Origin of the sequence: Actinospica robiniae DSM 44927 (assembly GCF_000504285.1) — a bacterium.
GTDB classification, from domain to species: Bacteria; Actinomycetota; Actinomycetes; order Streptomycetales; family Catenulisporaceae; genus Actinospica; species Actinospica robiniae.
On sequence record NZ_KI632511.1, the window covers coordinates 7,572,837 to 7,597,797 of the forward strand.

Sequence of the window (24,961 nt, forward strand, 5' to 3'; positions counted from 1 at the left end):
CCGACCGTACGGCCGCCGCGCGGACGATCGCATGTGAGCGGGCCACACAGCCTCTCCGGGACCCGTGTGGAGTGGCCCCATCCACGGCCTAAGCGGCAGCTGGCGCCCGCTCGGCCGTGCGCACGGCGTGGGCGGCCGGGTGCCGGGCGCGGGCGGCCATGGCCAGACCGGCGGCGGCGGTGACCGTGCCGACGACGGCGGCCGTGGTGATCAGCTCGTCGGGGGAGTGGTGGGCGAAGGTGGTGATCGCGATCAGCTCGGCCGCGATGCCGCCGAGCACCAGCCAGCCCACCGCCGCGGAGCCGCGCGCCACCGCGTCCAGCTGCACCAGCTGGACCAGCGCCTGCATCGCGCCGGCCAGCGCGAACAGCCAGGCGGCCGACTCGAGCGAGAACGAGGCTCCCTCGGTGTAGTGGCTGCCGAAGGCGACCCGCACCAGCGGCCCCGCGATCAGCGCCACGAGGCCGGTGGTGAGCAGCCCGATCGCCACCGACGCCGCCACGCCGATGCGCAGCGCGGCCCGGCGGGTGTCCGGCACGGCCAGCCGCGGGTAGACCAGGATCGCCACGAACTGCGGGCCGAAATAGCCCGCGCGGGTGAACAGCGCGCCGGCTTGATAGCTCCCCAGCGTCGAGCCGCGGTAGTAGTGCGCCGAGAGCAGCCCGTCGAGCAGCGAGAGCATCAGCGCCGCGCCCATGCCCCAACTGGCCTTGCCCAACTCACGCAGGTAGCCGTCGCCGCGCACCAGCCGACGCGTGGCGACCAGGTCGCGCAGCGCGTAATGGCACAGGGCGCACACGGCGAACCAGGAAGCCGCCACCGCGACCATGACCACGGTCGGGTTGTCGGTCACGCCGCCCACGCCGAGCCCGGAGAGGAACTTCACCGCGTTCATCGCGATGAACAGCGTCGTGAACACGACGAACCGGCTCGTGCCCTGGGCCAGGCCGAAGTAGCCGGAGATGACGGTGTAGGGCAGCAGGGAGACGGCAGTCCAGGCGACCTGGGCGGTGGAGACCGCGGGCAGCGCGGCCGAGAGCGCGGGGGCGAGCACCAGCAGCACGACCGCCTCGGCCAGCCCGACCAGCACCGACCACCGGATCAGCGGCCCGGCCAGCGCCGCGACCTGCGGCCCCGGCTCCCCGCCGTCGGCCGCCGTCGCCGTGGCCACCCGCCGCGCGGTCACCGCCTGCAGCGCGGTGGCCGGGATGGAGGCGATCAGGAACAGCGCGAGCAGCGCGCCGATCTGGCCGTAGCCGGTGGAGCCGAGCTGGTGCGAGAGGGCGAAGCTGAACCCGTAGGACAGAACGTTGCCCGCCATCATCCCGACGGCGACGATCGCGCTGTCGGCCAGCAGCCGTCGGGCCATGGGTGCGGCCCCTCTCTGGGAGTGGTCGGCGACGCGCCGGGGAGGTGGTCCCGACTGCTCGAATGCTAAACCGGCACTGGGGACCGCTCCAGTATCCGCCACCGTGCGGACACGCTGCGCGACCATGGTCGCGCGTGCGCGCGCACCGGAAGGCCTAGCCGGTTGCGCCGATCGAGGGCCGGGCGGCCGGCCACTGGCGGAGGGCCTAAGGCGCGTTGGAGAAGTAACGTCGTGGCCCCGGCGATACTTCTCAAACGCGCCCTAGAAGCGTCATGAAAATCATGCATTCTGGCCCGGCCGCGTAGCGGCCGGGCCAGAATGCTGTCATGCAGGGTGAGTGGACGGGTGAGCTGGTCGGGCCAGATGTGTGGGCGACGTGCCGGGAGCTGATCCCGGCCGGGAGCGTGTTCGCGTTCCTGGCCGAGCACCGGGAGGCGTTGTTTCCGGCGGAGATGTTCGCGGACATGTACCCCTCGCGCAACGGACGTCCCTCGATGCCTCCGGCGATCCTGGCCGCGGCCGTCACCCTCCAGGCCCTTAACGGCCACTCGGACTTCGACACTGTCCAGGAGCTGCGCTGTGACCTGCGGTGGAAGGCCGCGTGCGGGCTCGGGCTGTATGACACCGGGTTCGACCCGTCGCTGCTGGCCTACTTCCGCCGACGCCTGTCGCGCTCCGCGGACCCACAGCGGATCTTCACCGCCGTGCGCGCGGTGGTGGCCGAGACCGGGATCCTCAAGGGCAAGGTGCGCCGGGCGCTGGATTCCACCGTGCTGGATGACGCGGTGGCCACCCAGGACACCGTCACCCAGATCATCGCCGCGATCCGGCGCGTCGCGCGCGAGGTGCCCGGTGCCGCGGACGTGGTCGCGGCCGTGTGCACCGCGCACGACTACGCCGATCCCGGGAAACCCGCGATCGCCTGGAACGACCCGCAGGCCCGGGCCGAACTCGTCGACGCGCTGGTGACCGACGCGATCCGGCTGCTGGTGGCCCTGCCCGAGCGCGAGCACGGCCCCAAGCCCGCAGACGCCCTCGGCCTGCTCGCCCTCGTCGCCGGCCAGGACGTCGAACCCGCGGAGGACTCCGACGGGCGCGACGGGCGCTGGCGCATCACCCGCGGCACCGCCGAGAACCGCGTGATCTCCACCGTCGATCCCGAATCACGGCACGTGCACAAGACCCGCACCCACAAGCAGGACGGATACAAAGCCCACCTCGCCATCGAACCCGAGACCGGGATCTACACCGCCCTCGCCATCCGCCCGGGCTCCGGGCCCGAGCACCACGAGGCCGCCGTCGCCCTCGACCTGATCAACGAAGACGACCAGGCCACCGGCCTGGACCTGTACGGCGACACCGCCTACAGCAGCGGGAGCGCCAGCGCCGCCCTGCTCGAGCGCGGACACCGCCTGTTCCTCAAACCCGCGCCGCTGACCACGGCCGTACCCGGCGGCTTCAGCCTCGACGACTTCGCCATCGACACCACCGGACAGGTCACCTGCCCCGCCGGGCACACCATCCCGCTCACTCCACCCAGTGGAATCCACCATCAGCGCAAAGCGGTCTTCGACCAGTGCCCCACCTGCCCGCTGCGCGAGCAGTGCACGAAAGCGAAGGCCGGCCGGGTGCTGACCATCCGACCCCACCACGACCAGCAGACCGCCGCCCGACGCCAGGCCACCACCGACCCCGACTGGCAGGCCGCCTACCGCCGCTGGCGCCCACCCGTTGAACGGGCCGTCGCCTGGCTCGTCGCCGGGAACAACCGCCGCCTGCGCTACCGCGGCACCATCCCCAACAACACCTGGATCCACACCCGCGCCGCCGCCCTGAACCTGCGCACCCTCATCAACCTCGGCCTCACCCGCACAGACGGAGCCTGGCAGCTACCCACACCAGCGTGAACAAGCGAGCGGCGGGCCGGCTACGCCAGGCCACCACATCAGAACACGAAGATTTTCATGACGCTTCTAGTCCTTGCGGGTGATGAAGACGGCCGTGCCGGGGATCAGGCCCCCGCGCAGCGCGGACCACCCGCCGCCCCACGGTTCGCCCAGGTCGCGCGGGTACTCCGGCTCCACCAGGTCCACCAGCCGCAGGCCCGCCCGGGTCAGCTCCCGCACGCGGTCGCCGAGGGTGCGGTGGTGCTCCACGTAGTCCGCCCGGCCCTGCTCGTCCTGCTCCACGTAGGGGCGCCGGTCGAAGTAGGAGTGGCGTACCACCAGCCCTTCCTCGCCCGGGAGGTCGGGCAGCGCCCAGCGCACCGGGTGCGGCACCGCGAAGGCCCACACCCCGCCCGGCCGCAGCACCCGGGCCGCCTCCCGCATCAGCCGGGCCGAGTCCGCCACGAACGGCACCGCCCCGAAGGCGGAGCACAGGATGTCGAAGCTCTCCGCGGCGAACGGCAGCCGGGTGGCGTCGGCCTGCACCAGCCGCAGCGGCGCCCGGCCCTCCTGCTCGTCGATCCGGCGCGCGTGCTGCAGCTGCCGGGCGGACAGGTCCAGCGCCGCCACCCGCGCGCCCCGGCCGGCCAGGTAGCGGGCGCACTGCGCCGCGCCGCAGCCGATCTCCAGCACGTCCAGCCCGGCGACGTCGCCGAGCAGCTTCACCTCGTCCTCGTAGAGGCCCTCCGGACACCACAGGAACCGGGCGTCGCCCAGGTACTCGCCGTGCTCGGCCTGATATTCATCCGCGTTCGCGTCCCACCAGGTCCGGTTCGCCCGGACGGTCTCGTCCTGGGCCGCCTCGCGGCGCGCCACCAGGTCCGCCGCACCGCTGCCGGATCCGCCCCCGGGAGCCCTCGACTCCGTGCCCTCCACGCGCTTATCCTTTCGTGACCCGGCTCGGTGCCGTGAACGCACAACTGCAGACGGCATCGCGCGACCCGCTCCGGGCTCGCGTTCCCCCGCTCGGCACACCTTCCTGGCGTGCGCGATTGACCATGGATACGCGCAGAGCCTATCCTGGCTTGTGCGCTGCGGAACCCGTGTGGTTTCAGACCGAGGGAACCGCACCGACTGAACCGCTGTTCTCGCACCGCTCGTCGCGATCAGGACGTTAACAGCCACCCGAGTCAGGCCTCCGCCGCGTGCATACAGTCGACTACATCCGCCCGGAGCCCTTTCCCCCATGACGAGCAGCACCGAGACCCCCCGCACGCCGCAGGTCGCCATCAACGACATCGGGTCGGCGGAGGACTTCCTCGCCGCGATCGACGAGACCATCAAGTACTTCAACGACGGCGACATCGTCGACGGCACCATCGTCAAGGTGGACCGTGACGAGGTCCTGCTCGACATCGGCTACAAGACCGAAGGCGTCATCCCCTCCCGCGAGTTGTCGATCAAGCACGACGTCGACCCGCACGAGGTCGTGTCGGTCGGCGACCACGTCGAGGCCCTGGTCCTGCAGAAGGAGGACAAGGAGGGCCGGCTGATCCTGTCCAAGAAGCGCGCCCAGTACGAGCGCGCCTGGGGCACGATCGAGAAGATCAAGGACGAGGACGGCATCGTCACCGGTACCGTCATCGAGGTGGTCAAGGGCGGTCTGATCATCGACATCGGCCTGCGCGGCTTCCTGCCCGCCTCGCTGGTCGAGATGCGCCGCGTGCGCGACCTGCAGCCGTACGTCGGCAAGGAGCTCGAAGCCAAGATCATCGAGCTCGACAAGAACCGCAACAACGTGGTCCTCTCCCGCCGCGCCTGGCTCGAGCAGACCCAGTCCGAGGTGCGCCAGACCTTCCTCACCACCCTGCTCAAGGGCCAGGTGCGCTCGGGTGTGGTCTCCTCGATCGTCAACTTCGGCGCCTTCGTGGACCTGGGCGGCGTGGACGGCCTCGTGCACGTCTCCGAGCTGTCCTGGAAGCACATCGACCACCCCTCCGAGGTCGTCGAGGTCGGCCAGGAGGTCACGGTCGAGGTCCTGGACGTGGACATGGACCGCGAGCGCGTCTCCCTCTCGCTCAAGGCGACCCAGGAAGACCCGTGGCAGCAGTTCGCCCGGACCCACCAGATCGGCCAGGTCGTGCCCGGCCGGGTCACCAAGCTGGTGCCGTTCGGCGCGTTCGTCCGGGTGGACGAGGGCATCGAGGGCCTGGTGCACATCTCCGAGCTGGCCGAGCGCCACGTGGAGATCCCGGAGCAGGTCGTCCAGGTGTCCGACGAGATCTTCGTCAAGGTCATCGACATCGACCTGGAGCGCCGGCGCATCTCGCTCTCGCTCAAGCAGGCGAACGAGGGCCTGACCGGGGACTCGACGGTCGACCAGTTCGACCCGACCCTCTACGGCATGGCCGCCTCGTACGACGCCGAGGGCAACTACGTCTACCCCGAGGGCTTCGACCCGGAGACGGGCGAGTGGCTCGAGGGCTACGACTCCCAGCGCGAGACCTGGGAGGCGCAGTACGCCGAGGCGCAGACCCGGTTCGAGCAGCACCAGAAGCAGATCGCCGAGGCCCGCAAGGCCGACGCCGACGCCGCCGCGAACGGCACCGGCCCGGCCGAGGGCGGAGCGGCTCCGTCGAGCTACTCCTCCTCCGCCGCCTCCGGCGAGGCGACCGGCACCCTGGCGTCCGACGACCAGCTCGCCGCGCTGCGGGAGAAGCTGGCCGGCGGCCAGAGCTGACGCTCCCGGCGCCGGGCGGACCTGGAAGTTTCAGGACTCCGGCCGGCTGACCGCCAGGAGCTGACAGCGGCTTCGAGGGGCCCGTCCACCATCACGGTGGGCGGGCCCCTCGCTCGTCCCGGAAGCCGGGGACGGTACTCTCCCGGATATGCGAACCCTGCATGTGGGACTCACCGGCGGCATCGGCGCGGGCAAGAGCGCGGTGGCCGCGCGCCTCGCCGATCACGGCGCGGTCGTGCTCGACGCCGACCTCGCCGCCCGCGCGGTGGTGGAGCCCGGCACCGACGCACTGGCCGCGGTGGTCGAGGCCTTCGGCGAGGGCGTGCTCGCCGGCGACGGCTCGCTGGACCGTGCCGCCCTGGCCGAGCTGGTCTTCTCCGACACGGCCCGGCGCGAGGAGCTCAACCGGATCATCCATCCGAGGGTGCGCGCGTGGATGGCCGAGCGGGCCGCGGCCGCCCCGGAGGGCAGCATCGTGGTCCAGGACATCCCGCTGCTCGTCGAGGGCGGGCTGGTACCGCTGTTCGACTTCGTCATCGTGGTGGACGCGCGCGACGAGGTCCGGATCGACCGGCTGGTGCGGCTGCGCGGGATGAGCCGGGAGCAGGCCGAGTCGCGGATCGCGGCGCAGGCGCCCCGGGAGCGGCGCAACGCGGCGGCCGACCGGGTGATCGAGAACGACGGGACGCAGGCCGAACTCGTCGAGGCCGTGGGGGCGCTGTGGCGAGAGCTCACCGGCCGCCGCGACGGATCCTGATAGTGTGCCCAAGCCGTACTGCAACCGACGCCGACGCGTTATGAGCACTCTCAGAGCCCTGTGAGGAGCACGTCGTGAGTTCATTCCCGGCGCAACACCAGCAACCGGACGTGCTCGGCGAACCCGATCTGCCGCACGGCACGGAATCCGCCCGCGCCGCCGCCGGTCCCGTCGACCGCGCCACCCTGGTGCGCGGCCTGGTCCGCGAGGCCAGGCCGAAGCAGTGGATCAAGAACCTGCTGGTGTTCACCGCCCCGCTGGCGGCCGGCACGATCGGCCATGCGAGCGTCCTCGGGCCGGTCGCGGTGGCCTTCGTCGCCTTCTGCCTGGCCGCGTCGGCGGTGTACTACGCCAACGACGCGCTCGACGTCGAGGCCGACCGGCTGCACCCGACCAAGCGGCACCGCCCGATCGCGGCCGGGATCGTGCCGATCCGGCTGGCCTGGGTCGGCGTCGCCGTGCTCGCGGCCGCGGCCATCACGGTGGCCGCGACCGAGAACGGCGGGCTGGTCGCGCTGGTGATGGTCTACCTGGCCATGCACCTGTCCTACAGCGCCTGGTTCAAGCACGTGCTCGTGGTCGACCTCGCCCTGGTGGCCGGCGGCTTCCTGCTGCGGGCGATGGCCGGAGGCGTGGCCGCGGGCATCGACCTGTCCCAGTGGTTCCTGCTCACCACCGCCTTCGGCTCGCTGTTCATGGTCGCGGGCAAGCGCTTCTCCGAGATGATCCTGATGGGTGAGAGCGCCGCGGCCACCCGGCGCTCGCTGGCCACGTATACGGCCTCTTACCTGCGTTTCATCTGGCAGACCATGGCGGGCCTGGCCATCCTCACCTACAGCCTGTGGGCCTTCGACCTCGACGCCGCCACGCACGGCGTGCACTGGCACGAGATCTCCATCGTGGCCTGGTCCTTCCTGTTCCTGCGCTACGCCATGTTCGTGGACGCGGGCAAGGCGGGCGAGCCCGAGGACGTCGTGCTGGGCGATAGGGTCATCATGGCGATCGGCGCGGCCTGGCTGGTGCTCTTCGCCATCGGAGTCTTCAATGGGCACTGATCCAGCGGTCGTGCCCGGCAAGCAGTGGGAGGTGGCCGCGGTGCCGCAGCCGCGACGGGAGAAGCTGACCGGCTGGGGACGCACGGCCCCGTCCGTGGCGCAGGTGGTGCGGCCGCGCACGCGGGAGCAGATCGCCGAGGCGGTGGCCGGAGCCGGCCCGCGCGGCGTCGTGGCGCGCGGACTGGGCCGCTCCTACGGCGACCCGGCGCAGAACGCCGGCGGCCTCGTGCTCGATCTCACCGGCATGAACCGCATCCTCGGCGTCGACCTGGATCAGGGCACGGTGGAGGTCGAGCCCGGCGTCAGCCTGCAGCAGCTGATGCAGGCGATGCTGCCGTTCGGCTACTTCGTCCCGGTCACCCCCGGCACCAGGTACGTGACGGTCGGCGGAGCCATCGGCTGCGACATCCACGGCAAGAGCCACCACGCCGACGGCTCGTTCGCCCAGCACGTGCTCGAGCTCGACCTCCTGCTCGCCGACGGCAGCGTCCGGACCCTGACGCCGGAGACGGAGCCGGAGCTGTTCTGGGCCACGGCCGGCGGGATGGGCCTGACCGGCGTGATCGTGCGCGCCAAGCTGCGGATGATGCGGGTGGAGACCTCGCGCATCCAGGTCGAGACCCAGCGCGTGGCGAACCTCGACGACGCGATGGAGCGGATGACGCTCACGGACGCGGACTACCGCTTCTCCGTCGCCTCCCTGGACAACCTCGCCACCGGCCCCTCGCTCGGCCGCGGCTGGGTGGAGAGCGGCAACTTCGCCACCCTCGACCAGCTGCCGGAGAAGCTGCGCGGCAACCCGCTGGCGTTCAGCCCGAAGCCGCTGGCCGCGATGCCGGACGTCTTTCCCAGCGGCCTGCTCAACCGCCGCACCATCCGGCTGATGAACGAGGCGAACTTCCGCCGCGCGCCCAAGGACGCCCGCCCGCACCTGGCCACCATCGGCGGCTTCTTCCACCCTCTCGACGCGATCCACGACTGGAACCGGGTCTACGGCGCGGCCGGGTTCCTGCAGTACCAGTTCGTGGTGCCGTTCGCCGCGGCCTCGACGCTGCGCCGGATCGTGGAGCGGGTGGCCGTGCAGGGCGCGCCCTCGTTCGTCACGGTGCTCAAGCGTTTCGGTCCGGCCAGTCCCGGTTACCTGTCCTTCCCGGCCGACGGCTGGACCCTCACCTACGACTTCCCGACCGGGACGCCCGGGCTGGCCGGGCTGCTGCGCTGGATGGACGCGCAGGTGCTCGAGGCGGGCGGGCGGCTCTACCTGGCGAAGGACTCCCGGCTCGACGCCGGGGACCTGGCCGCGATGTATCCGCGGCTGGAGGCCTTCCGCAAGGTGCGGGCCGAGGCGGACCCGCACGGGGTGTTCGTCTCGGACCAGTCCCGCCGGCTCGGTCTGTAAGGGCACCGACTCTACCTGTAAGGACGATGATATGAAGGACTCGCTCGGTTCGGTGCAGTCGCTGCTGGTGCTCGGCGGCGGCTCGGACATCGCCCTGGCCACCGCGCGCCGGCTGGCGCAGGACAAGACCAAGCGGATCATCCTGGCCGGGCGGCCCTCCGAGCGGATGGAGGCGGGCGCGGACCTGCTGCGCGGCCTCGGCGCCGAGGTGCGGGTGGTGGAGTTCGACGCGCTCGAGTTCGCCGGCCACGACGACACCCTCGCCCCGCTCTTCGCCGAGGGCGACATCGACGTGGTGCTGCTGGCCTTCGGCGTCCTCGGCGACCAGGCCGCGGACGAGCGCGACCCGATGGCCGCAGCGAAGGTGGCGCAGACGAACTACGTCGGCGCGGTCACCTCGTCGCTGGTGGTGGCCGAGGCGCTGAAGAAGCAGGGCCACGGCGCGCTGGTGGTGCTCTCCTCGGTCGCGGCCGAGCGGGGGCGCAAGGACAACTTCATCTACGGCTCGAGCAAGGCCGGCCTCGACACCTTCGCGCAGGGCCTCGGCGACGCGCTGCAGGGCACCGGCGTGCACGTGATGGTGGTGCGGCCCGGGTTCGTCGAGTCGAAGATGACCGCGGGCCGGCCCAAGTCGCCGATGTCCACCACGCCGGAGGCCGTGGCCGAGGGCATCGTGGACGGCCTGCGCCGGGACGCCGACCTGATCTGGGTGCCGGCCCAGCTGCGCTACGTCTTCTCCGGCCTGCGCCACCTGCCGCGGCCGGCCTTCCGCAAGGTCGTGGAGAAGCAGGCCTGATCAGGGGCGTACGCCACCCGCCGTTCATCGAGCCCTGGCATAATCCGGCCTTCGTGCACCGAGGCGAAGGGCGGAGCGTCGTGACGATCGGCGACTGGGTCTGGGACGAGACCCTGTTCGAGGGCGCCTCCGCGTACTACGCGGCCGGGCGGCCGCCGTACGTGGCCGGCTGGGTGGACGTGCTGGTGGACACGCTCGAGCTGGACGGGCTCGGCCGGCTGGCGGACGTGGGCTGCGGGCCGGGCACGCTCGGCCTGGCCCTGGCCGACCGCTTCGCCGAGGTCGTCGGGCTGGACCCGGACGACGGGATGATCGCGCAGGCCGCGAGCCGGGCCGAGGCGGCCGGGCTGGCCGGGCGGACCCGGTGGATCGAGGCGCGGGCCGAGCAGTGGCCGGAAGGCCTCGGCACCTTCACGGTCGCCGTCTTCGGGCAGTCCTTCCACTGGATGGACCGGGACCTGGTGGCGGCCAAGGTGCGGGACGCGCTCGTGCCCGGCGGCGCGTGCGTGCTGATCTCCAAGCCGCACGTGGACGTCCTGGGCCGGGAGCCCGTGCCGCACCCGGCGACTCCGACCGACCGGATCAAGGCGCTGGCCGAGAGCTATCTGGGGCCGGTGTGGCGAGCCGGGCAGGGGACCCTGCCGAACGGCACGCCGGGCGGCGAGAGCGCGGTGCTGGAGCGGGCCGGGTTCGGCGACTTCGAAGGCCATCTGCTGCCCGGTGGCGCTCATCTCGAGCGCACGGCGGACGTGGTCGTCGCGGAGGTCTTCTCGCTCTCGGGCTCGGCGCCGCACCTGTTCGGCGAGCGGCTCGCCGAGTTCGAGGCGGACCTGCGCCGGCTGCTGGCCGAGGTCTCGCCGTCCGGGCTCTTCTCGCGGCGGCAGCCGAGCACCGAGATCCGGATCTGGCGTCGGCCGTGACCGCCGCCACAACCAGCCCGAACCGCTGACCTGCGGTGACGGCTGCGGTGGCAGCGGCTGTCGGAGGGCACGTCTAGCCTGGAGGGCATGACGCGACCGACGACGGATCTGGAACGCAGCGTTGCCCCCTTCGAGGTGATCAGCGAATACAACCCCTCGGGCGACCAGCCCGAGGCCATCGCCGAGCTCGAGCGCCGGGTACGCGGCGGGAACAAGAACGTCGTCCTGCTCGGCGCGACCGGCACCGGCAAGTCGGCCACCACGGCCTGGCTGATCGAGCGGCTGCAGCGCCCCACCCTGGTGCTGGCGCCGAACAAGACCCTGGCCGCGCAGCTGGCCAACGAGTTCCGCGAGCTGCTGCCCAACAACGCGGTCGAGTACTTCGTCTCGTACTACGACTACTACCAGCCTGAGGCGTACGTGGCGCAGACCGACACTTACATCGAGAAGGACTCGTCCGTCAACGACGAGGTCGAGCGGCTGCGCCACTCCGCCACCAGCTCCCTGCTGACCAGGCGGGACGTGATCGTGGTCGCGTCCGTCTCCTGCATCTACGGCCTCGGCACGCCGCAGGAGTACGTCGACCGCATGGTGCGCCTGCGGGTCGGCGAGGAGTACGGGCTCGACCAGCTGCTGCGCCGGCTCGTCGCGGTGCAGTACGCCCGCAACGACGTGGCCTTCACCCGCGGCACCTTCCGGGTGCGCGGCGACACCGTCGACATCTTCCCGATGTACGAGGAGCACCCGGTCCGGGTGGAGATGTTCGGCGACGAGATCGAGCGGCTGATGACCCTGCACCCGGTCACCGGCGAGATCCTGACCGACGACCAGGAGATCTACGTCTTCCCGGCCACGCACTACGTCGCCGGCCCGGAGCGGATGGAACGGGCCATCGCCGGGATCGAGGCCGAGCTCGAGGAGCGCCTCGCCGTGCTCGAGCGGCAGGGCAAGCTGCTCGAGGCGCAGCGGCTGCGCATGCGCACCACCTACGACGTGGAGATGATGCGCGAGGTCGGGTTCTGCTCCGGCATCGAGAACTACTCCCGGCACATCGACGGCCGCGAGGCCGGGACGGCGCCGAACACCCTGCTCGACTACTTCCCCGACGACTTCCTGCTGGTCATCGACGAGTCGCACCAGACCGTCCCGCAGATCGGCGCGATGTACGAGGGCGACACCTCGCGCAAGCGCAACCTGGTGGACTTCGGCTTCCGGCTGCCCTCCGCGCTGGACAACCGCCCGCTCAAGTGGGAGGAGTTCGTCCAGCGGATCGGGCAGACGGTCTACCTCTCCGCCACCCCCGGCCCGTACGAGCTGGCCCAGGCCGGCGGCGAGGTGGTCGAGCAGGTGATCCGCCCGACCGGCCTGGTGGACCCGGAGGTCGTGGTCAAGCCGACCGAGGGCCAGATCGACGACCTGGTGCACGAGATCCGCCTGCGCGAGCAGCGCGGCGAGCGGGTGCTGGTGACGACGCTGACCAAGAAGATGTCCGAGGACCTGACCGACTATCTGCTCGAGCTCGGCGTCAAGGTGCGCTATCTGCACTCGGACATCGACACGCTGCGCCGGGTGGAGCTGCTGCGGGAGCTGCGGCTCGGCGTGTTCGACGTGCTGGTCGGCATCAACCTGCTGCGCGAGGGCCTGGACCTGCCCGAGGTCTCGCTGGTGGCGATCCTGGACGCGGACAAGGAGGGCTTCCTGCGCAGCCCGACCTCGCTGATCCAGACCATCGGCCGGGCGGCGCGCAACGTCGGCGGCCAGGTGCACATGTACGCCGACAAGATCACCCCGGCCATGGCCAAGGCGATCGACGAGACCAACCGGCGCCGGGCGAAGCAGCAGGCGTACAACACCGAGCACGGCATCGACCCGACGCCGCTGCGCAAGAAGATCGCCGACATCACCGACTCGCTCATCCGCGAGGACGCCGACACGCGCGAGCTGCTGAGCAAGCCCCAGGGCAAGGGCCGTTCGCCGGTGCCGGGCGTCGGCTCGCGCGGCGTGACCAGCGTGGACTACGTGGGCAAGCCGGCCGAGGAGCTCGAGGCGCTGATCGAGGACCTCTCCCAGCAGATGCACACGGCTGCGGCGGAGCTGCACTTCGAGCTCGCGGCGCGGTTCCGCGACGAGATCTCGGAGCTGAAGAAGGAGCTGCGCGGGATGCGCGCGGCCGGGGTGTGAACGGCCGGCTGAGCGGCGCCGGGCGTGCGTCGGCGCCCTCGGCGGCGCGATAGGATCCGGCCTTAGCTCAGGCTAACCGCGCGCTCGCGCGCGGTTCACCCGCAGGCTTGCCGGGGGCGGCCGAGCGCGCATCCGTGCGCCTCGCCCGCCGGTACGGCACGAAGGACGGACAGCGACACCGTGACCAGTAGCACGACCGAGCACCAGGTACCGGCTCAGCACGATCGCTCGGCCGTCGCCGCCCTCCGCTCGGGCGCGCTGCGCTCGGCGCGGCGCGCGTGGCCCGCGATGGCCGCGTATCTGGCCGCACGCCTGGTGGGCACGCTCGTGTTCGGCCTGCTCTCGAGCGGCCACGGCTACGCCAGCCGCGGCATGTTCGTGTTCGTCGACTCGGGCTGGTACCAGAAGATCGCCGAGCGCGGCTACGACACCTCGATCTCGCCGAACCTCTCGCCCTTCGCCTTCGATCCGCTCTATCCGGGCCTGATGGGGCTCGGGCACGGGGTCACCCGCCTGCCGGTGACCGCGGTGGGCCTGGCGATCACCTGGATCGCCGCCGTCGCCGGGGCCTGGGCGCTGTTCGAGATCGGCCGCCTCGTGCGGGACGCGCGCACCGGCCTGATCTTCGCGGTGCTCTGGGCGCTGATGCCCTCGGCCGTGATCCAGGGCTCCCTGTACGCTGACACGCTCGCGATCTGCCTGTCCGCGTGGGCGCTCTACGCGCTGCTGCGCCACGCCCTGATCACCGCGGCCGTGCTCGCCTGCCTGGCCGGAGCCACCCGTCCGACCGCGAACGCGATCGTCGCCACGGTGTGCGTCGGCGCGGTCGTGCAGTTCGTCTCGGCCCGCAGAAGCGGTGAGCGGGCCGGCTGGCGGCCGCCGGCCGCCTTCATCATCGCGCCGATCGGCTCCGCCGGATTCCTCGCGTATGTGGCGTACCGGATGGGCAGCGTCGGCGGATATCTGCGGGCGCAGAAGAAGTGGGGCACCGGCTTCGGCAACGCCGGCGACCTGCTGCACCGGATCAGGCTCGGCGTCGAGGGCTCGGCGGTCGGCGGCTACAACACCGGCCAGGCGCACATCACCACGGCGGTGCTGCTGGTGGTCCCCATTTTGATCATTGTGATGTTCGTCCAGCGACAGGCCTGGCAGCTGCTGACCTACACCTGCATCGTGGCCGTCCTGATCTACGCCGCGATCCACGACTACTCCGTCGTCCCGCGCGAGATGCTCGCGGTCTTCCCGGTGCTGCTGGCGCCGGCCGGCTGGCTCGCCTCGATCCGCCGCCGCTGGGTGGTCTGGGTGCTGCTCGCCGTGCTGGCCGTCGCCGCCGGCTGGTACGCCGCGTACATCCCGGTCGACGGCGGTCCCGGCTTCCCCTGAACCGGCATGGCCCGTAAGCCGGCACAGCCCGTGGACACACCATGCGGCGCCCGTGCGATCCGCGCGGATCGCACGGGCGCCGCATGTTCCCTGTGCGTCAGGCAGCTGTGATCCGGAGCACCGGCAGCGGCACCGCCGCCTGGTGCCCGGTGGCCCAGGACTCCGGCAGGCGCACGGTCAGCGCGTGCGGGCCCTGCTCGAACTCGAGTGGCCGCGGTTCGAACTCGCCGGTGTGGCCGAGCAGCTCGATCCGGCCGATCTTGCCGTGGTAGAGCGTCAGATCCGCTCCGAGCGAACGGATCTCGATCCGTCCGTCCTCCGGCGCGGCGAGGGAGAGCACGTACAGCAGCCCCTCCCGAGTGGTGAAACGCAGGTCGCGCGGGCCGTATCCGGCCTGGTCGCCCTCGGAGAAGCCGCCCTCGATGGACTTGGCCGGGCCTTCGCCGTAGACGGCCCATGGCCGGGTGCCGTACACGGCCTCGCCGTTGACCGCGAGCCAGGCCCCTACCTCGCGCAGGATCTGTGCCTCGTCCTCGGCGATCGTGCCGTCGGCCTTGGGTCCGACGTTCAGCAGCAGGCAGCCGTTCTTGGCGACCGTGTCCATGAGCGTGCCGACGAGCTCCCGCGGGGTCTTGTACTCCGGGTCCTCGACGTAGCACCAGGATTTACGCGAGACCGCCGTGCACGCCTGCCACGGACGTGGCCGCAGCGTAGCGCTCGCGCCGCGCTCGATGTCCTCGACCGCCGTGCCGACCGGGAAAGCGCCGTCCTTGTACGTCAGGACGGGCTCGAGCCCGGCGTCGGCGAGCCGGTTGTAGTAGTGCGCGGCGAGCTTCGGCAGGTACGGCGTGTAGGCAGGCCGGTGGATCCACCAGTCGAAGTAGAGCAACTGCGGGTCGTAGGCGTCGATGAGCTCGATCGTGTGCGCAGCCCATTCGTCCAGGAACTGCTTGCTCGGTGCGAGGTGCTGCGGCTGCGCCGGGCCGTAGAGCGAGGCGTAACGCGGATCGCGCACGTCCGAATCGAAGGCCATCCCGCCCTCGAGGAACCACCAGTGCTCGGCACGGTGGGTGGAGACTCCGAAGACCATCGCCCGGCGGCGTACCGCCTCGGCCAGCTCGCCGATCACGTCCCGCTTCGGGCCCATCACCGTGGCGTTCCACGGGTTGAGCTCGCTGCGGTACATGGCGAACCCGTCGTGGTGCTCGGCCACCGGGACCACGTACTGCGCGCCGGCTTCGCGGAAGAGCGCGGCCCAGGCGTCCGGGTCGAAGGACTCGCCGGTCAGCAGCGGGATGAAGTCCTTGTAGCCGAACTCGTTCTGCGGTCCCCAGGTGGCGCGGTGGTGCTCGAACTCCGGCTTGTCCGTGCGGTACATGTTCCGCGAGTACCACTCGTTGCTGTAGGCGGGCACGCTGTAGGGGCCCCAGTGCACGAAGATGCCGAACTTCGCGTCCCTGAACCAGTCCGGGACCCGGTAGGCGGCCAGGGATTCCCAGCTCGCCTCGTACCGGTCCGCCGAGGTCACGCCAGCTCCACGTGCACGCTCGCCGGCAGATCGGCGCTGGATCGGCCGACCTCGAACACGTACTCGCCTGCTGCGACGAAGGCGCGTCCCTCAGCCGCGGACCACCGCTGCAGACCGGCGGAAGCCACTTCGAAGGCGACCTCGCGCCGCTCGCCCGGCTCCAGCGCGATCCGCGCGAAACCGACCAGGATCCGCAGCGCCTCGTCCTCGGCGTCGAAGCCCTCGCCGCCGATCCGGCGCACGTAGAGCTGGGCGATCTCGTGTCCGAATCGGGGGCCGGTGTTGGTTATGTCGAGATTAACGGTTACTGTGAACGCTCCCGGTCCTTCTGCCTGCACCTGCGCCGACGGATCGGAGTACTCGAACGTCGTGTAGGAAAGACCATGACCGAACGGATACAAGTGGTCACGCCGCGAGTACCGGTAGGTCCATCGGGATCCGATCACGTCGTAGTCGGTCGGGTCCGGAAGTTCGGCCGAAGCCGCGTACCAGGTCTGCGGCAGCCGACCCGAGGGGTTGCTCCGCCCGGTGAGCGCGCCGGCCACCGCGGTGCCGAGCTCCTGGCCGCCGTGCGAGGTCCACAGGACCGCCGGCAGGCTCCGGGCTGCGAAATCGATCGCATACGGGTAGCTGGAGACCAGCACGAGCACGGTCTCCGGGTTGGCCTGCTGCACCGCGCGCAGCAGCCGCTCCTGCCGGGCCGGCAGCTCGAGGCCGTCGCGGTCCACGGTCTCCCGGCCGTTGATGTGCGGGTCGTTGCCGAGCACCAGCACGACGCGGTCGGCCGAGGCCGCGAGCTCTGCGGCGGCCTGCTCGCCCGACTCCACGACGTCCAGCCGGAAGCGGGTGGCGGCGGCGAAATCCTCGACATCGGCCAGCAGCGCACCGGTCGACGGTTCGACGCGGACGTACTTACGGCGCTCCGGCGCGTTGGAGCGCAGCGTGAAAGTTTCACCGCCGGCAGCGTCCGCGGCGGTGTCCGGAGCGGCTTCGAACTCCCAGAGTTCCTTGACGATCCAGCCGTCCGGGGCGTCCGCGGCGGCCTCGACGCCCTCGTCGTTCTTGCCGGTGAGCGTCAGGTAGCGCCCGTTCTCGACGGACTGCAGCGTGTGCACCGGCAGCGGGCACTGCACGCTGGTGCCCCAGTCCTGGTGCCGGTACGGACCGAACTCGACGGGCTCGCCGGAGGCCTCGTCCACGACCCGCAGCACCACCAGGTCGGCGCCGTCAGTCGTGCCGATCTGCGTCCCGGCTTCGGCGTACGCGCTGGTCAGGGCGTCCGCGATGGACACCGAGTAGGGCAGCGTGCCGCTGTACCAGTCGGTCAGTACCCGCGTGCCCAGGTGGCCGATGACGGCGATGCGTTCGGGCGCGTCCTGGCCGGTCGGCAGGGGAAGCGCGGCGTCCTCGTTCTTGAGCAGCACCACGGACGCCTCAGCCGCCTCGCGGGCGAGCGCGCGGTGCTCCGCGCTGTCGATGACGTCGGCCTTGATGTCGGCGTACGGGTCGGAGTCCTTGGCGAACTCCGCGGTCCGCGCGCGCAGGAGCAGCAGCCGGCGCACCGCGGCGTCCACGTCGGACTCGGTGATCAGGCCGCGTTCCAGCGCCGCGGTGAAGCGCTCGATCGTCGGAACGCTGTCCGTGGCGTTGTCGGTGTAGCTGTCCACGCCCGCCTTGAGCGCGGCGGCGTGCGAGACGGCGTGGTCGTCGAAGTACTTCTCCCGTTCGACCAGGTTCGACGGGGCCTGCGCGTCCGAGCACACCGCGAGATCCGGGTCCCAGGCGCGCAGCGCGTCATTGATCAGCGGGTGGACATGGTTGGGCACGCCGTTGGTCAGGTTGTAGCCGGGCATCACACCGGCGGCCACGCCCGCCTCGATCGGTCCGCGGAAGGCCGGGAGCTCGTATTCGTGCAGGACCCGGTCCGGCACCCGCACGTCGATCAGGTCGCGGTCCGTCTCGATGTTGTACGCGAGGAAGTGCTTGAGCACCGGCGTGGTGCGCCACACCGTGGGGTGCTCGCCCCGCAGTCCGCGGCAGAAAGCGGTGGCGATCTGCGCGGTCGCGTACGGGTCCTCGCTGTAACCCTCCTCGTTGCGGCCCCAGCGCGGGTCGCGCAGCGGGTTGACCACCGGCGCCCACACGTTGAGCGAGACCTGCGCCGGCTTCTCGAACTGGCCGCTGTCCTGGTACGCGTTCGCGGTGTCCTGGCTGAACGCGCGCACCTCGGTCGAGACCGCCTCGCCCACCCGCCGCACCAGCTCCCGGTCCCAGGTCGCGCCCAGGCCCACCGCCTGCGGGAAGACCGTCGCCTCGCCGATCCAGGCCACCCCGTGCAAGCCCTCGCACCCGGTCAGGAACTTCGCCAGGCCGAGCCGTTCGACGGCCGGCTGGTGCTGGTGCAGGAAGGCCACCTTCTCCTGGACGGTCAGTTCGGCCAGCAGCGACTCGGCCTGCTGTTCAGGGGTGGGGGTCACGAGGGCCACTCTCTCACTCGGGGGATGCGAAGGCGACGGGACGGAAACGGGCATCTGATCGAAGCGCTTCGAAAGTTCCATCCCACCCCCCTTTCTGTCAATCCCCGGCCAGCTCAGGAACTCGGTCCGCCGGCCGTAAGCAAAAGAATCTTTGCAGTTCAGAGGCGATGTAGTGGTACAGCGGGGGAGGAGGTCGGCCCTGGTATCGACCACCGGGCATCGAGTGCCCTCGTCATCGAATCGTAACCGAACGCCCTTGCATGGGCCGTTTTACTGACCTAACCTCAAGCCAACATTGAAGCGCTTCGACGACTCTCTCCGTGGGTCGGCCGAGCGACCCCACACTCTTGGAGAGTTCAATGCCGAGCTCCATCGCATTCACCCGACGCGGGTTCGTGACCGCGTCCGCGGGTGTCGCCGGCGCGGTAGCCGGAGTGCCGTTGCTTTCCGCCTGTGGCAGCAGCGCAAGCAGTACCACCGGCGTGACGGCGAAGTCCGCCGTGAAGGCCGTCATTCCGACCTATAAGGCCTCCAGCGCGGTCACCGCCGACATCCCCTCGGTCGCGGGCGCCGTCGGCTCGGCCACCGACCCGGGCTTCCTGAACTTCCCGGCCAACCCGGTCAAGACCGTGACCGGCACGATCGGCTCCGGCGGCACCTACAAGACGGTGACCCCGATCTGGGGCTCGGTCCCGCCGGCCGGCAACAGCTACTACAAGGCCGTGAACGCGGCCCTGGGCGCCACGCTGAACGAGAACCCCTCGGACGGCAACAACTACGCCACGATGCTCTCCACCCTCTTCGCCTCCGGGAACATCCCGGACTGGCTGGACGTGCCGGGCTGGAACACCGCCGCGATCCAGAACTTCTCCGAGGGTGTCGAGAAGTACTTCAAGGACCTCACGCCCTACCTCGCGGGCGACAAGGCGCTGGACTACCCGAACCTCGCCGCGATCCCCTCCACCGGCTGGTCCGCGGGTGTGTGGAACGGCAAGCTGTACGGCATTCCGCTGTGGACCTCGGGCGCCTCGTTCGCGGGCATGATCTACTACCGCGCGGACATCTTCAAGACCGCCGGCATCGACGCCTCCACGATCACCAGCGCGGACGCGCTCAAGGCGCTCGGCGCCGAGCTGACCAACAAGTCCAAGGGCCAGTACGCCTTCGATGACCTGGGCATCTACCTCTTCCAGATGTTCAACATCCCGATCTCCTCGGGTGTGGGCTTCACGAAGGACTCCAGCGGCAACTTCATCTCCAAGTACGAGATGCCCGAGTACGTGGAGATGCTGGAGTTCGCCTCCTCGCTCGCCAAGGGCGGCTGGGTGCACCCCTCTGCCATCGCCGGAGACTCGCAGAACGCGAAGAACCGCTTCTGGGCCGGCAAGACCGTGATCACGGCCGACGGCAACGGCGCGTGGGTGGGCGCGGACGCGCAGAGCGGCCAGGCCGCCAACAAGGGCTACGAGCGGCAGGCCTTCAAGATCTTCTCCTTCGACGGCTCCACCCCGAAGATCGGCCTCGAGGCCGGCGCCGGCATGTTCTCGTACCTCAACAAGAACCTGTCCGACGCCCAGGTCAAGGAACTGCTGCGGATCGCCAACTTCCTCGCCGCCCCCTACGGCAGCCAGGAGTACCTGGTCGCGCGCTACGGCCAGTCGGGCACCGACTACACGATCACCGCCAACGGCCCGACGCTGACCAGCGAGGGCAACAAGGTCGTCATCGACACCTTCGACCAGCTCGCGAACTGCCAGGCGGTCATCTACAACGCCGGCTTCAACCAGATCACCCAGGACTACGCGGCCTGGCAGGCGGACGCGGTCCAGCACGCGTACAAGCCGCTCTTCTTCGCGATGAACATCACCGAGCCGGCGTCGACCGCCAAGGCGACCACCGCGCTCGAGTCGGTCATCACCGACGTGCGCCTCGGCCGCAAGACGGTGACGGACTACCAGAACGCGCTCACCACTTGGAAGAACCAGGGCGGCAACACGCTGCGCGCCTTCTACGAGGGCGTTGCCAAGAAGTACGGCACCGGTAACTGATTCCAGGCTGAGACCGGGCGGATCCCCCGCGGCGCGCGAGCGGCGCGGGGCAGGCTCCGCCCGGCCCTGCCGCGGCCGGGCGTGGCCGCGGCGTGAGCGATGAGCGTGAGATGGGAGTAGGGCCCGTGGCGGCGATCACGACCCAGGAGGCGGAGGCCTCCACGAAGCGGCGGCGCTTAGGCGTCGGCCGTGGCAAGGACAAGGGACCGCGACTGCGGAACATCACCTGGCGCACCCGGCTGCGGCGGGACAAGACCCTGCTGCTGATGTGCGTTCCGGCGCTGATCCTGATCGTGCTGTTCAACTACCTGCCGATGGCCGGGATCGTCATCGCGTTCGAGAACTACGACATCTACCAGGGGCTGATCCACAGCCAGTTCGTCGGGCTGCAGCAGTTCCAGCAGGTGTTGACCGACCCCGGCTTCTGGCAGGCCTTCGAGAACACCCTGGTCATCGCATTCGTCCAGCTGGTGCTCTACTTCCCGATCCCGATCATGCTCGCGCTCCTGGTCAACACGATCCTGAGCCAGCGCATCCGGGCCTTCATCCAGGCCGTGGTCTTCCTGCCGCACTTCTTCACCTACGTGCTGGTGATCACGTTCTTCCAGGAGTTCCTCGGCGGCGCGGGCGTGCTCAACGTGTTCCTGAATCGGCACGGGATCTCGTCCTGGAACATCATGACGGACCCGGGCACATTCAAATACCTGGTCACCGCGCAAGCCGTGTGGAAAGAGGCGGGATGGGGACTGATCGTCTTCCTCGCCGCGCTCGCCGCCATCGACCAGAACCTCTACGAGGCGGCAGCGGTGGACGGCGCGGGCCGATGGCGCCGGATGCGGCACATCACCCTGCCGAGTCTGCGCGGCATCGTGGTGCTGATGCTGGTGCTGCGCCTCGGCAACGCGCTGAGCGTCGGCTTCGAGCAGATGCTGATTCAGCGACAGGCGGTCGGTGCGAGCGCCGCCGACGTGCTCGACACCTACTCCTATATCTATTCCGGCCTAGGCGCCGGATTCGGCGGAACGACCTCGGTCGGCGGCAGTTACAGCTATGGCGCCGCGGTCGGATTATTCAAGGCCGTGCTGTCCCTGATCTTGATTCTGGGTGCGAACAAACTGGCGCACATGTTCGGTGAGGATGGGTTGTACCGCCGATGAGCACTGTCACCGAATCCGGCGGACGTTTCCGCCCCGCCTCCGCCCGCGGGTTCCGCAAGCCGGCCAAGGGCCGCCCGGTCTGGGAGGAACAGCCGCACTGGTACGGCCAGTTCGGCAAGGGCACGGTCATCACCGCGGTCCTGCTGGTCATCCTCGTCCCGGTCTGGGGCGTGGTGCTCACCAGCTTCTCCACCAAGGGCGCGATCAACTCGGCCGGCAACGGCCTGGTGCTCATCCCGCACGGCCTGAGCCTGCAGAACTACCAGCTGATCTTCAGCGGCGGCACGGTCAGCCGCTCGCTGTTCGTCACCGCGTTCATCACCATCGTCGGCACGGCGCTCTCGATGTTCGTCAGTGTGCTGTGCGCGTACGGGCTCTCCCGGGCGCACTCGTTCGCCCAGCGGCCGGTGCTGATGACGCTGATCGTGACGATGTTCTTCAACGGCGGCATCATTCCGACCTTCCTGGTCGTGAGCGACCTGAAGCTCTTCGGCAGCCTCTGGGCGCTGATCCTGCCCTCCGCGGTGAACGTCTTCAACATCCTGGTCCTGCGGGCCTTCTTCACCAACACCGCGGCCGAGCTGATCGAGGCCGCGCGGCTGGACGGCGCCAGCGAGTGGCGGGTGCTGTGGTCGGTCGTGATGCCGACCTCGCGCGCCGTGATCGCAGTCGTCACCATGTTCTACGCGGTGGCCTACTGGGGCACCTTCTTCAACGCGATCCTCTACGAATCGCAGAACGCCTCCAACAACCCGCTGGCCGTGGTCATCTTCGACTACACGCTCGAGGGCACCAGCATGCCCGGCATGGGCACCACCGGTGTCGGCGGACTCGCCCAGGCGTCCCAGACCGGCCTGTCGATGGCCACCGTCTCGCTTTCGCTCATTCCCATCGTCATCCTGACGCCGTTCGTGCAGAAGCACTTCGCCAAGGGCATGCTCACCGGCGCCATCAAGGGTTGAGAGGACTACCCCACCCATGCGCACCTCAAAGAAGAGGGCGATTCTTGCCTGCACCGCGGCCGGGCTCCTGGCCGCGCCGCTGATCGCCGCCCCGGCCGCCTCGGCCGCGAGCGGATCCGCGGGCAACGGCAGCGGTTATGTGTGGAACAACGTGAACATCGGCGCCGGCGGCTTCATCACCGGCGTCGTCTACAACCAGACCCAGCCAGGCCTGGCCTACCTGCGCACTGACATCGGCGGCCTCTACCGCTGGAACGCCTCGGCGCGCACCTGGATCCCGCTGCTGGACTCCACGAGCTTCGCGAACTGGAACGAGCTCGGCGTCGAATCCGTGGCCACCAGCCCGATCCACCCCAACGTGGTGTGGGCCGCCGTCGGCTCGTACGCGGACAGCTGGAACAACGGCCAGCCCTCGGCCATCCTGCGCTCGAGCGACTACGGCCGCACCTGGACCTCGTTCAGCCTGCCGTTCGAGAACGGCGCGAACGACCAGGGCCGCGACTCCGGCGAGCGGCTGGTCGTGGACCCGAACGACGACAACGTGCTCTACTTCGCCACCCGCAACCAGGGCCTGTGGAAGTCCACCGACGGCGGCCGCACCTGGGCGCAGGACAAGGACTTCCCGGACCTGGGCTCCAACTCCACCTCCGGCCTGCAGTTCGTCACCTTCGACCAGACCGAGAAGCACCGCGGCACCCCGACCCGGCACATCGTGGCCGGCGACGGGGACACCTCGACGCTGTATGAGAGCACTGACGGCGGCAAGACCTGGACCACGGTGGCCGGCGGACCCGGCACCATCCCGATCAAGGCGCAGTTCGCCGGGAACGGCTCGCTGTACGTGGTCTACGACCAGTTCACCGGCCCGTACTGGATGGGCACCGGCAAGCTCTACAAGTTCGCCGCGGGCACCTCCTCGCGCTCCGGCAACGGCGCGGTCGGCGCCGGCGCGGACGTCACCCCGGAGTCGTCCTCCGCCTGGTGGGGCTACGACGGGCTGGCGCTCGACCCGAGCAACCCGAACACGGTCTACGTCGCCACCAACGACCGGTGGAGCCCGATCGACACGATCTACCGGTCCACCGACGGCGGCACCACCTGGACCGACGTCTCCGCTTCGACGTCGCTGGACATCGCCTCCGAGCCGTACCTGGCCTGGGGCGCGCAGCCGAAGTTCGGCTGGTGGATCGGCGCCGTCGCGGTCGACCCGTTCAACCCGAACCACGTCGTCTACGGCACCGGCGCCACGCTCTACGGCACCACGAACATGGGCGCGCTGGACTCCGGCGGCACGGTGGACTTCTCCACCGCCGCGGCCAAGGGCATCGAGGAGACCTCGGTCAAGTCGCTGCTGGTGCCGAACGGACCGAGCGACTGCAAGCTGATCAGCGCCCTGGGCGACCTCGGCGGGTTCTGCCACACCTCGCTCACCCGGTCGCCGACCGACACCTTCGATGCGACCTACAGCACCGGCTCCGGCATCGCGCAGGACGCCAAGGGCGATCTGATCGCGTTCGTCGGCGAGAACGGCTCGAGCCTGCCGGCCGGCCAGTACTCCACCGACGGCGGCAAGACCTGGACCCAGTTCACCGCCCCGGGCTCGATGAGCTGGGGACAGGGCCAGGTGGCGGTCGCCGCGGACGGCTCGGGCATCGTGTGGAACCCGGCCGACGGCACCAGCCCGGTCTACTCCACCGACCGCGGCCAGACCTGGACGGCCGTGACCGGCCTGCCCACCGGCGTGGCCCCGGTGGCCGACCCGGTGAACAAGAACACGTACTACGCCGTCGACTCGGGCACCGGCGTGCTCTACCGCTCCACCGACGGCGGCAAGACCTTCGCCTCGGCCGCCACCGGCCTGACCGCGGCGAGCAACGACCAGCTGCAGACGATCCCCGGCCACGCCGGCGAGCTCTACTTCGCCGCGCAGACCGGCGGTCTGATGCACTCGGCCGACGGCGGAAGCACCTGGACCCAGGTGGACGCCGCGCACGTCTCGGCGGCCGACGCGGTGGGCGAGGGCGCGGCCGCTCCGGGCTCGCACAACCGGACCCTGTACATGGTGGGCACCGTCGACTCGGTGACCGGGTTCTACATGTCCACGGATCTGGGCAGGCACTGGACGAAGATCAACAGCGACCAGCAGAACTTCGGCTGGATCCCCGACATCGTCGGCGACCCGAACCACTACGGCCGGGTCTACGTCGGCACCAACGGCCGGGGCGTCGAGACGATCGACGTGTCCCGGCAGGGCGGGAACCAGCAGGGCCAGGACCAGCAGGGCCAGGACCAGGATCAGTAGG

At 70.3% G+C, this 24,961-nt stretch carries 17 protein-coding genes; 13 read left to right on the forward strand and 4 right to left on the reverse strand.

The window, feature by feature from the left end:
* Positions 1 to 88: 88 nt before the first annotated feature.
* On the reverse strand, positions 89 to 1,369 hold the full coding sequence (locus tag ACTRO_RS32635) for a hypothetical protein (protein ID WP_034269378.1): 1,281 nt from the start codon (positions 1,367 to 1,369) through the stop codon (positions 89 to 91).
* 326 nt (positions 1,370 to 1,695) lie between these two features.
* Here ACTRO_RS32635 and ACTRO_RS32640 point away from each other — a divergent pair, with 326 nt between their 5' ends.
* Entirely contained in the window at positions 1,696 to 3,276 is a 1,581-nt protein-coding gene (locus ACTRO_RS32640) for an IS1182 family transposase (protein WP_084315930.1), read from the forward strand.
* 66 nt (positions 3,277 to 3,342) lie between these two features.
* Here the strand turns inward: ACTRO_RS32640 and ACTRO_RS32645 are convergent, their stop codons facing one another.
* The gene (locus ACTRO_RS32645) at positions 3,343 to 4,191 is read right to left on the reverse strand and encodes a class I SAM-dependent methyltransferase (RefSeq protein ID WP_245594563.1); all 849 of its coding nucleotides are present in this window, start codon (positions 4,189 to 4,191) and stop codon (positions 3,343 to 3,345) included.
* Between the two features lie 310 nt (positions 4,192 to 4,501).
* Here ACTRO_RS32645 and rpsA point away from each other — a divergent pair, with 310 nt between their 5' ends.
* The 8 genes from rpsA (at position 4,502) to ACTRO_RS32685 (ending at position 14,486) form a co-directional block, all read left to right on the forward strand.
* Positions 4,502 to 5,995, forward strand: coding sequence for a 30S ribosomal protein S1 (gene rpsA / locus ACTRO_RS32650; RefSeq protein ID WP_034269381.1), 1,494 nt, complete (start codon positions 4,502 to 4,504; stop codon positions 5,993 to 5,995).
* Positions 5,996 to 6,143: 148 nt separating this feature from the next.
* Complete coding sequence (coaE, locus tag ACTRO_RS32655) at positions 6,144 to 6,752, forward strand: dephospho-CoA kinase (RefSeq protein ID WP_034269384.1); 609 nt, start codon at positions 6,144 to 6,146, stop codon at positions 6,750 to 6,752.
* A 74-nt stretch (positions 6,753 to 6,826) separates the two neighbouring features.
* Positions 6,827 to 7,807, forward strand: a complete 981-nt coding sequence (locus ACTRO_RS32660) for a decaprenyl-phosphate phosphoribosyltransferase (RefSeq protein ID WP_034269387.1) — start codon at positions 6,827 to 6,829, stop codon at positions 7,805 to 7,807.
* On the forward strand, positions 7,797 to 9,206 hold the full coding sequence (gene dprE1, locus ACTRO_RS32665; protein WP_084316685.1) for a decaprenylphosphoryl-beta-D-ribose oxidase: 1,410 nt from the start codon (positions 7,797 to 7,799) through the stop codon (positions 9,204 to 9,206). Before ACTRO_RS32660 ends, dprE1 begins: the two co-directional genes overlap by 11 nt.
* A 31-nt stretch (positions 9,207 to 9,237) precedes the next feature.
* The gene (gene dprE2, locus ACTRO_RS32670) at positions 9,238 to 10,002 is read left to right on the forward strand and encodes a decaprenylphospho-beta-D-erythro-pentofuranosid-2-ulose 2-reductase (RefSeq protein WP_034269390.1); all 765 of its coding nucleotides are present in this window, start codon (positions 9,238 to 9,240) and stop codon (positions 10,000 to 10,002) included.
* Between the two features lie 80 nt (positions 10,003 to 10,082).
* Complete coding sequence (locus ACTRO_RS32675; RefSeq protein WP_211244481.1) at positions 10,083 to 10,922, forward strand: class I SAM-dependent methyltransferase; 840 nt, start codon at positions 10,083 to 10,085, stop codon at positions 10,920 to 10,922.
* An 87-nt stretch (positions 10,923 to 11,009) separates the two neighbouring features.
* Entirely contained in the window at positions 11,010 to 13,103 is a 2,094-nt protein-coding gene (gene uvrB, locus ACTRO_RS32680) for an excinuclease ABC subunit UvrB (protein WP_034269393.1), read from the forward strand.
* A 180-nt stretch (positions 13,104 to 13,283) separates the two neighbouring features.
* Positions 13,284 to 14,486, forward strand: coding sequence for a hypothetical protein (locus ACTRO_RS32685; protein ID WP_034269396.1), 1,203 nt, complete (start codon positions 13,284 to 13,286; stop codon positions 14,484 to 14,486).
* 97 nt (positions 14,487 to 14,583) lie between these two features.
* Here the strand turns inward: ACTRO_RS32685 and ACTRO_RS32690 are convergent, their stop codons facing one another.
* The gene (locus ACTRO_RS32690; protein WP_084316686.1) at positions 14,584 to 16,014 is read right to left on the reverse strand and encodes an alpha-L-fucosidase; all 1,431 of its coding nucleotides are present in this window, start codon (positions 16,012 to 16,014) and stop codon (positions 14,584 to 14,586) included.
* Positions 16,011 to 18,491 (reverse strand): beta-glucosidase, encoded by a 2,481-nt coding sequence (locus ACTRO_RS32695; protein ID WP_245594564.1) that lies wholly within the window; start codon positions 18,489 to 18,491, stop codon positions 16,011 to 16,013. Before ACTRO_RS32695 ends, ACTRO_RS32690 begins: the two co-directional genes overlap by 4 nt.
* Before the next feature lie 359 nt (positions 18,492 to 18,850).
* Here ACTRO_RS32695 and ACTRO_RS32700 point away from each other — a divergent pair, with 359 nt between their 5' ends.
* From ACTRO_RS32700 to ACTRO_RS32715, 4 genes are all read left to right on the forward strand, one after another.
* On the forward strand, positions 18,851 to 20,539 hold the full coding sequence (locus tag ACTRO_RS32700; protein ID WP_034269401.1) for a type 2 periplasmic-binding domain-containing protein: 1,689 nt from the start codon (positions 18,851 to 18,853) through the stop codon (positions 20,537 to 20,539).
* A gap of 110 nt (positions 20,540 to 20,649) precedes the next feature.
* Positions 20,650 to 21,696, forward strand: a complete 1,047-nt coding sequence (locus ACTRO_RS32705) for an ABC transporter permease (protein WP_169739981.1) — start codon at positions 20,650 to 20,652, stop codon at positions 21,694 to 21,696.
* A complete protein-coding gene (locus ACTRO_RS32710; protein ID WP_034269403.1) occupies positions 21,693 to 22,658 on the forward strand; it encodes a carbohydrate ABC transporter permease in 966 nt (321 codons plus the stop codon). The genes ACTRO_RS32705 and ACTRO_RS32710 overlap by 4 nt, the downstream gene beginning before the upstream one ends.
* Before the next feature lie 16 nt (positions 22,659 to 22,674).
* Complete coding sequence (locus ACTRO_RS32715) at positions 22,675 to 24,960, forward strand: VPS10 domain-containing protein (protein ID WP_051451736.1); 2,286 nt, start codon at positions 22,675 to 22,677, stop codon at positions 24,958 to 24,960.
* The last annotated feature ends 1 nt before the right edge of the window (position 24,961 follow it).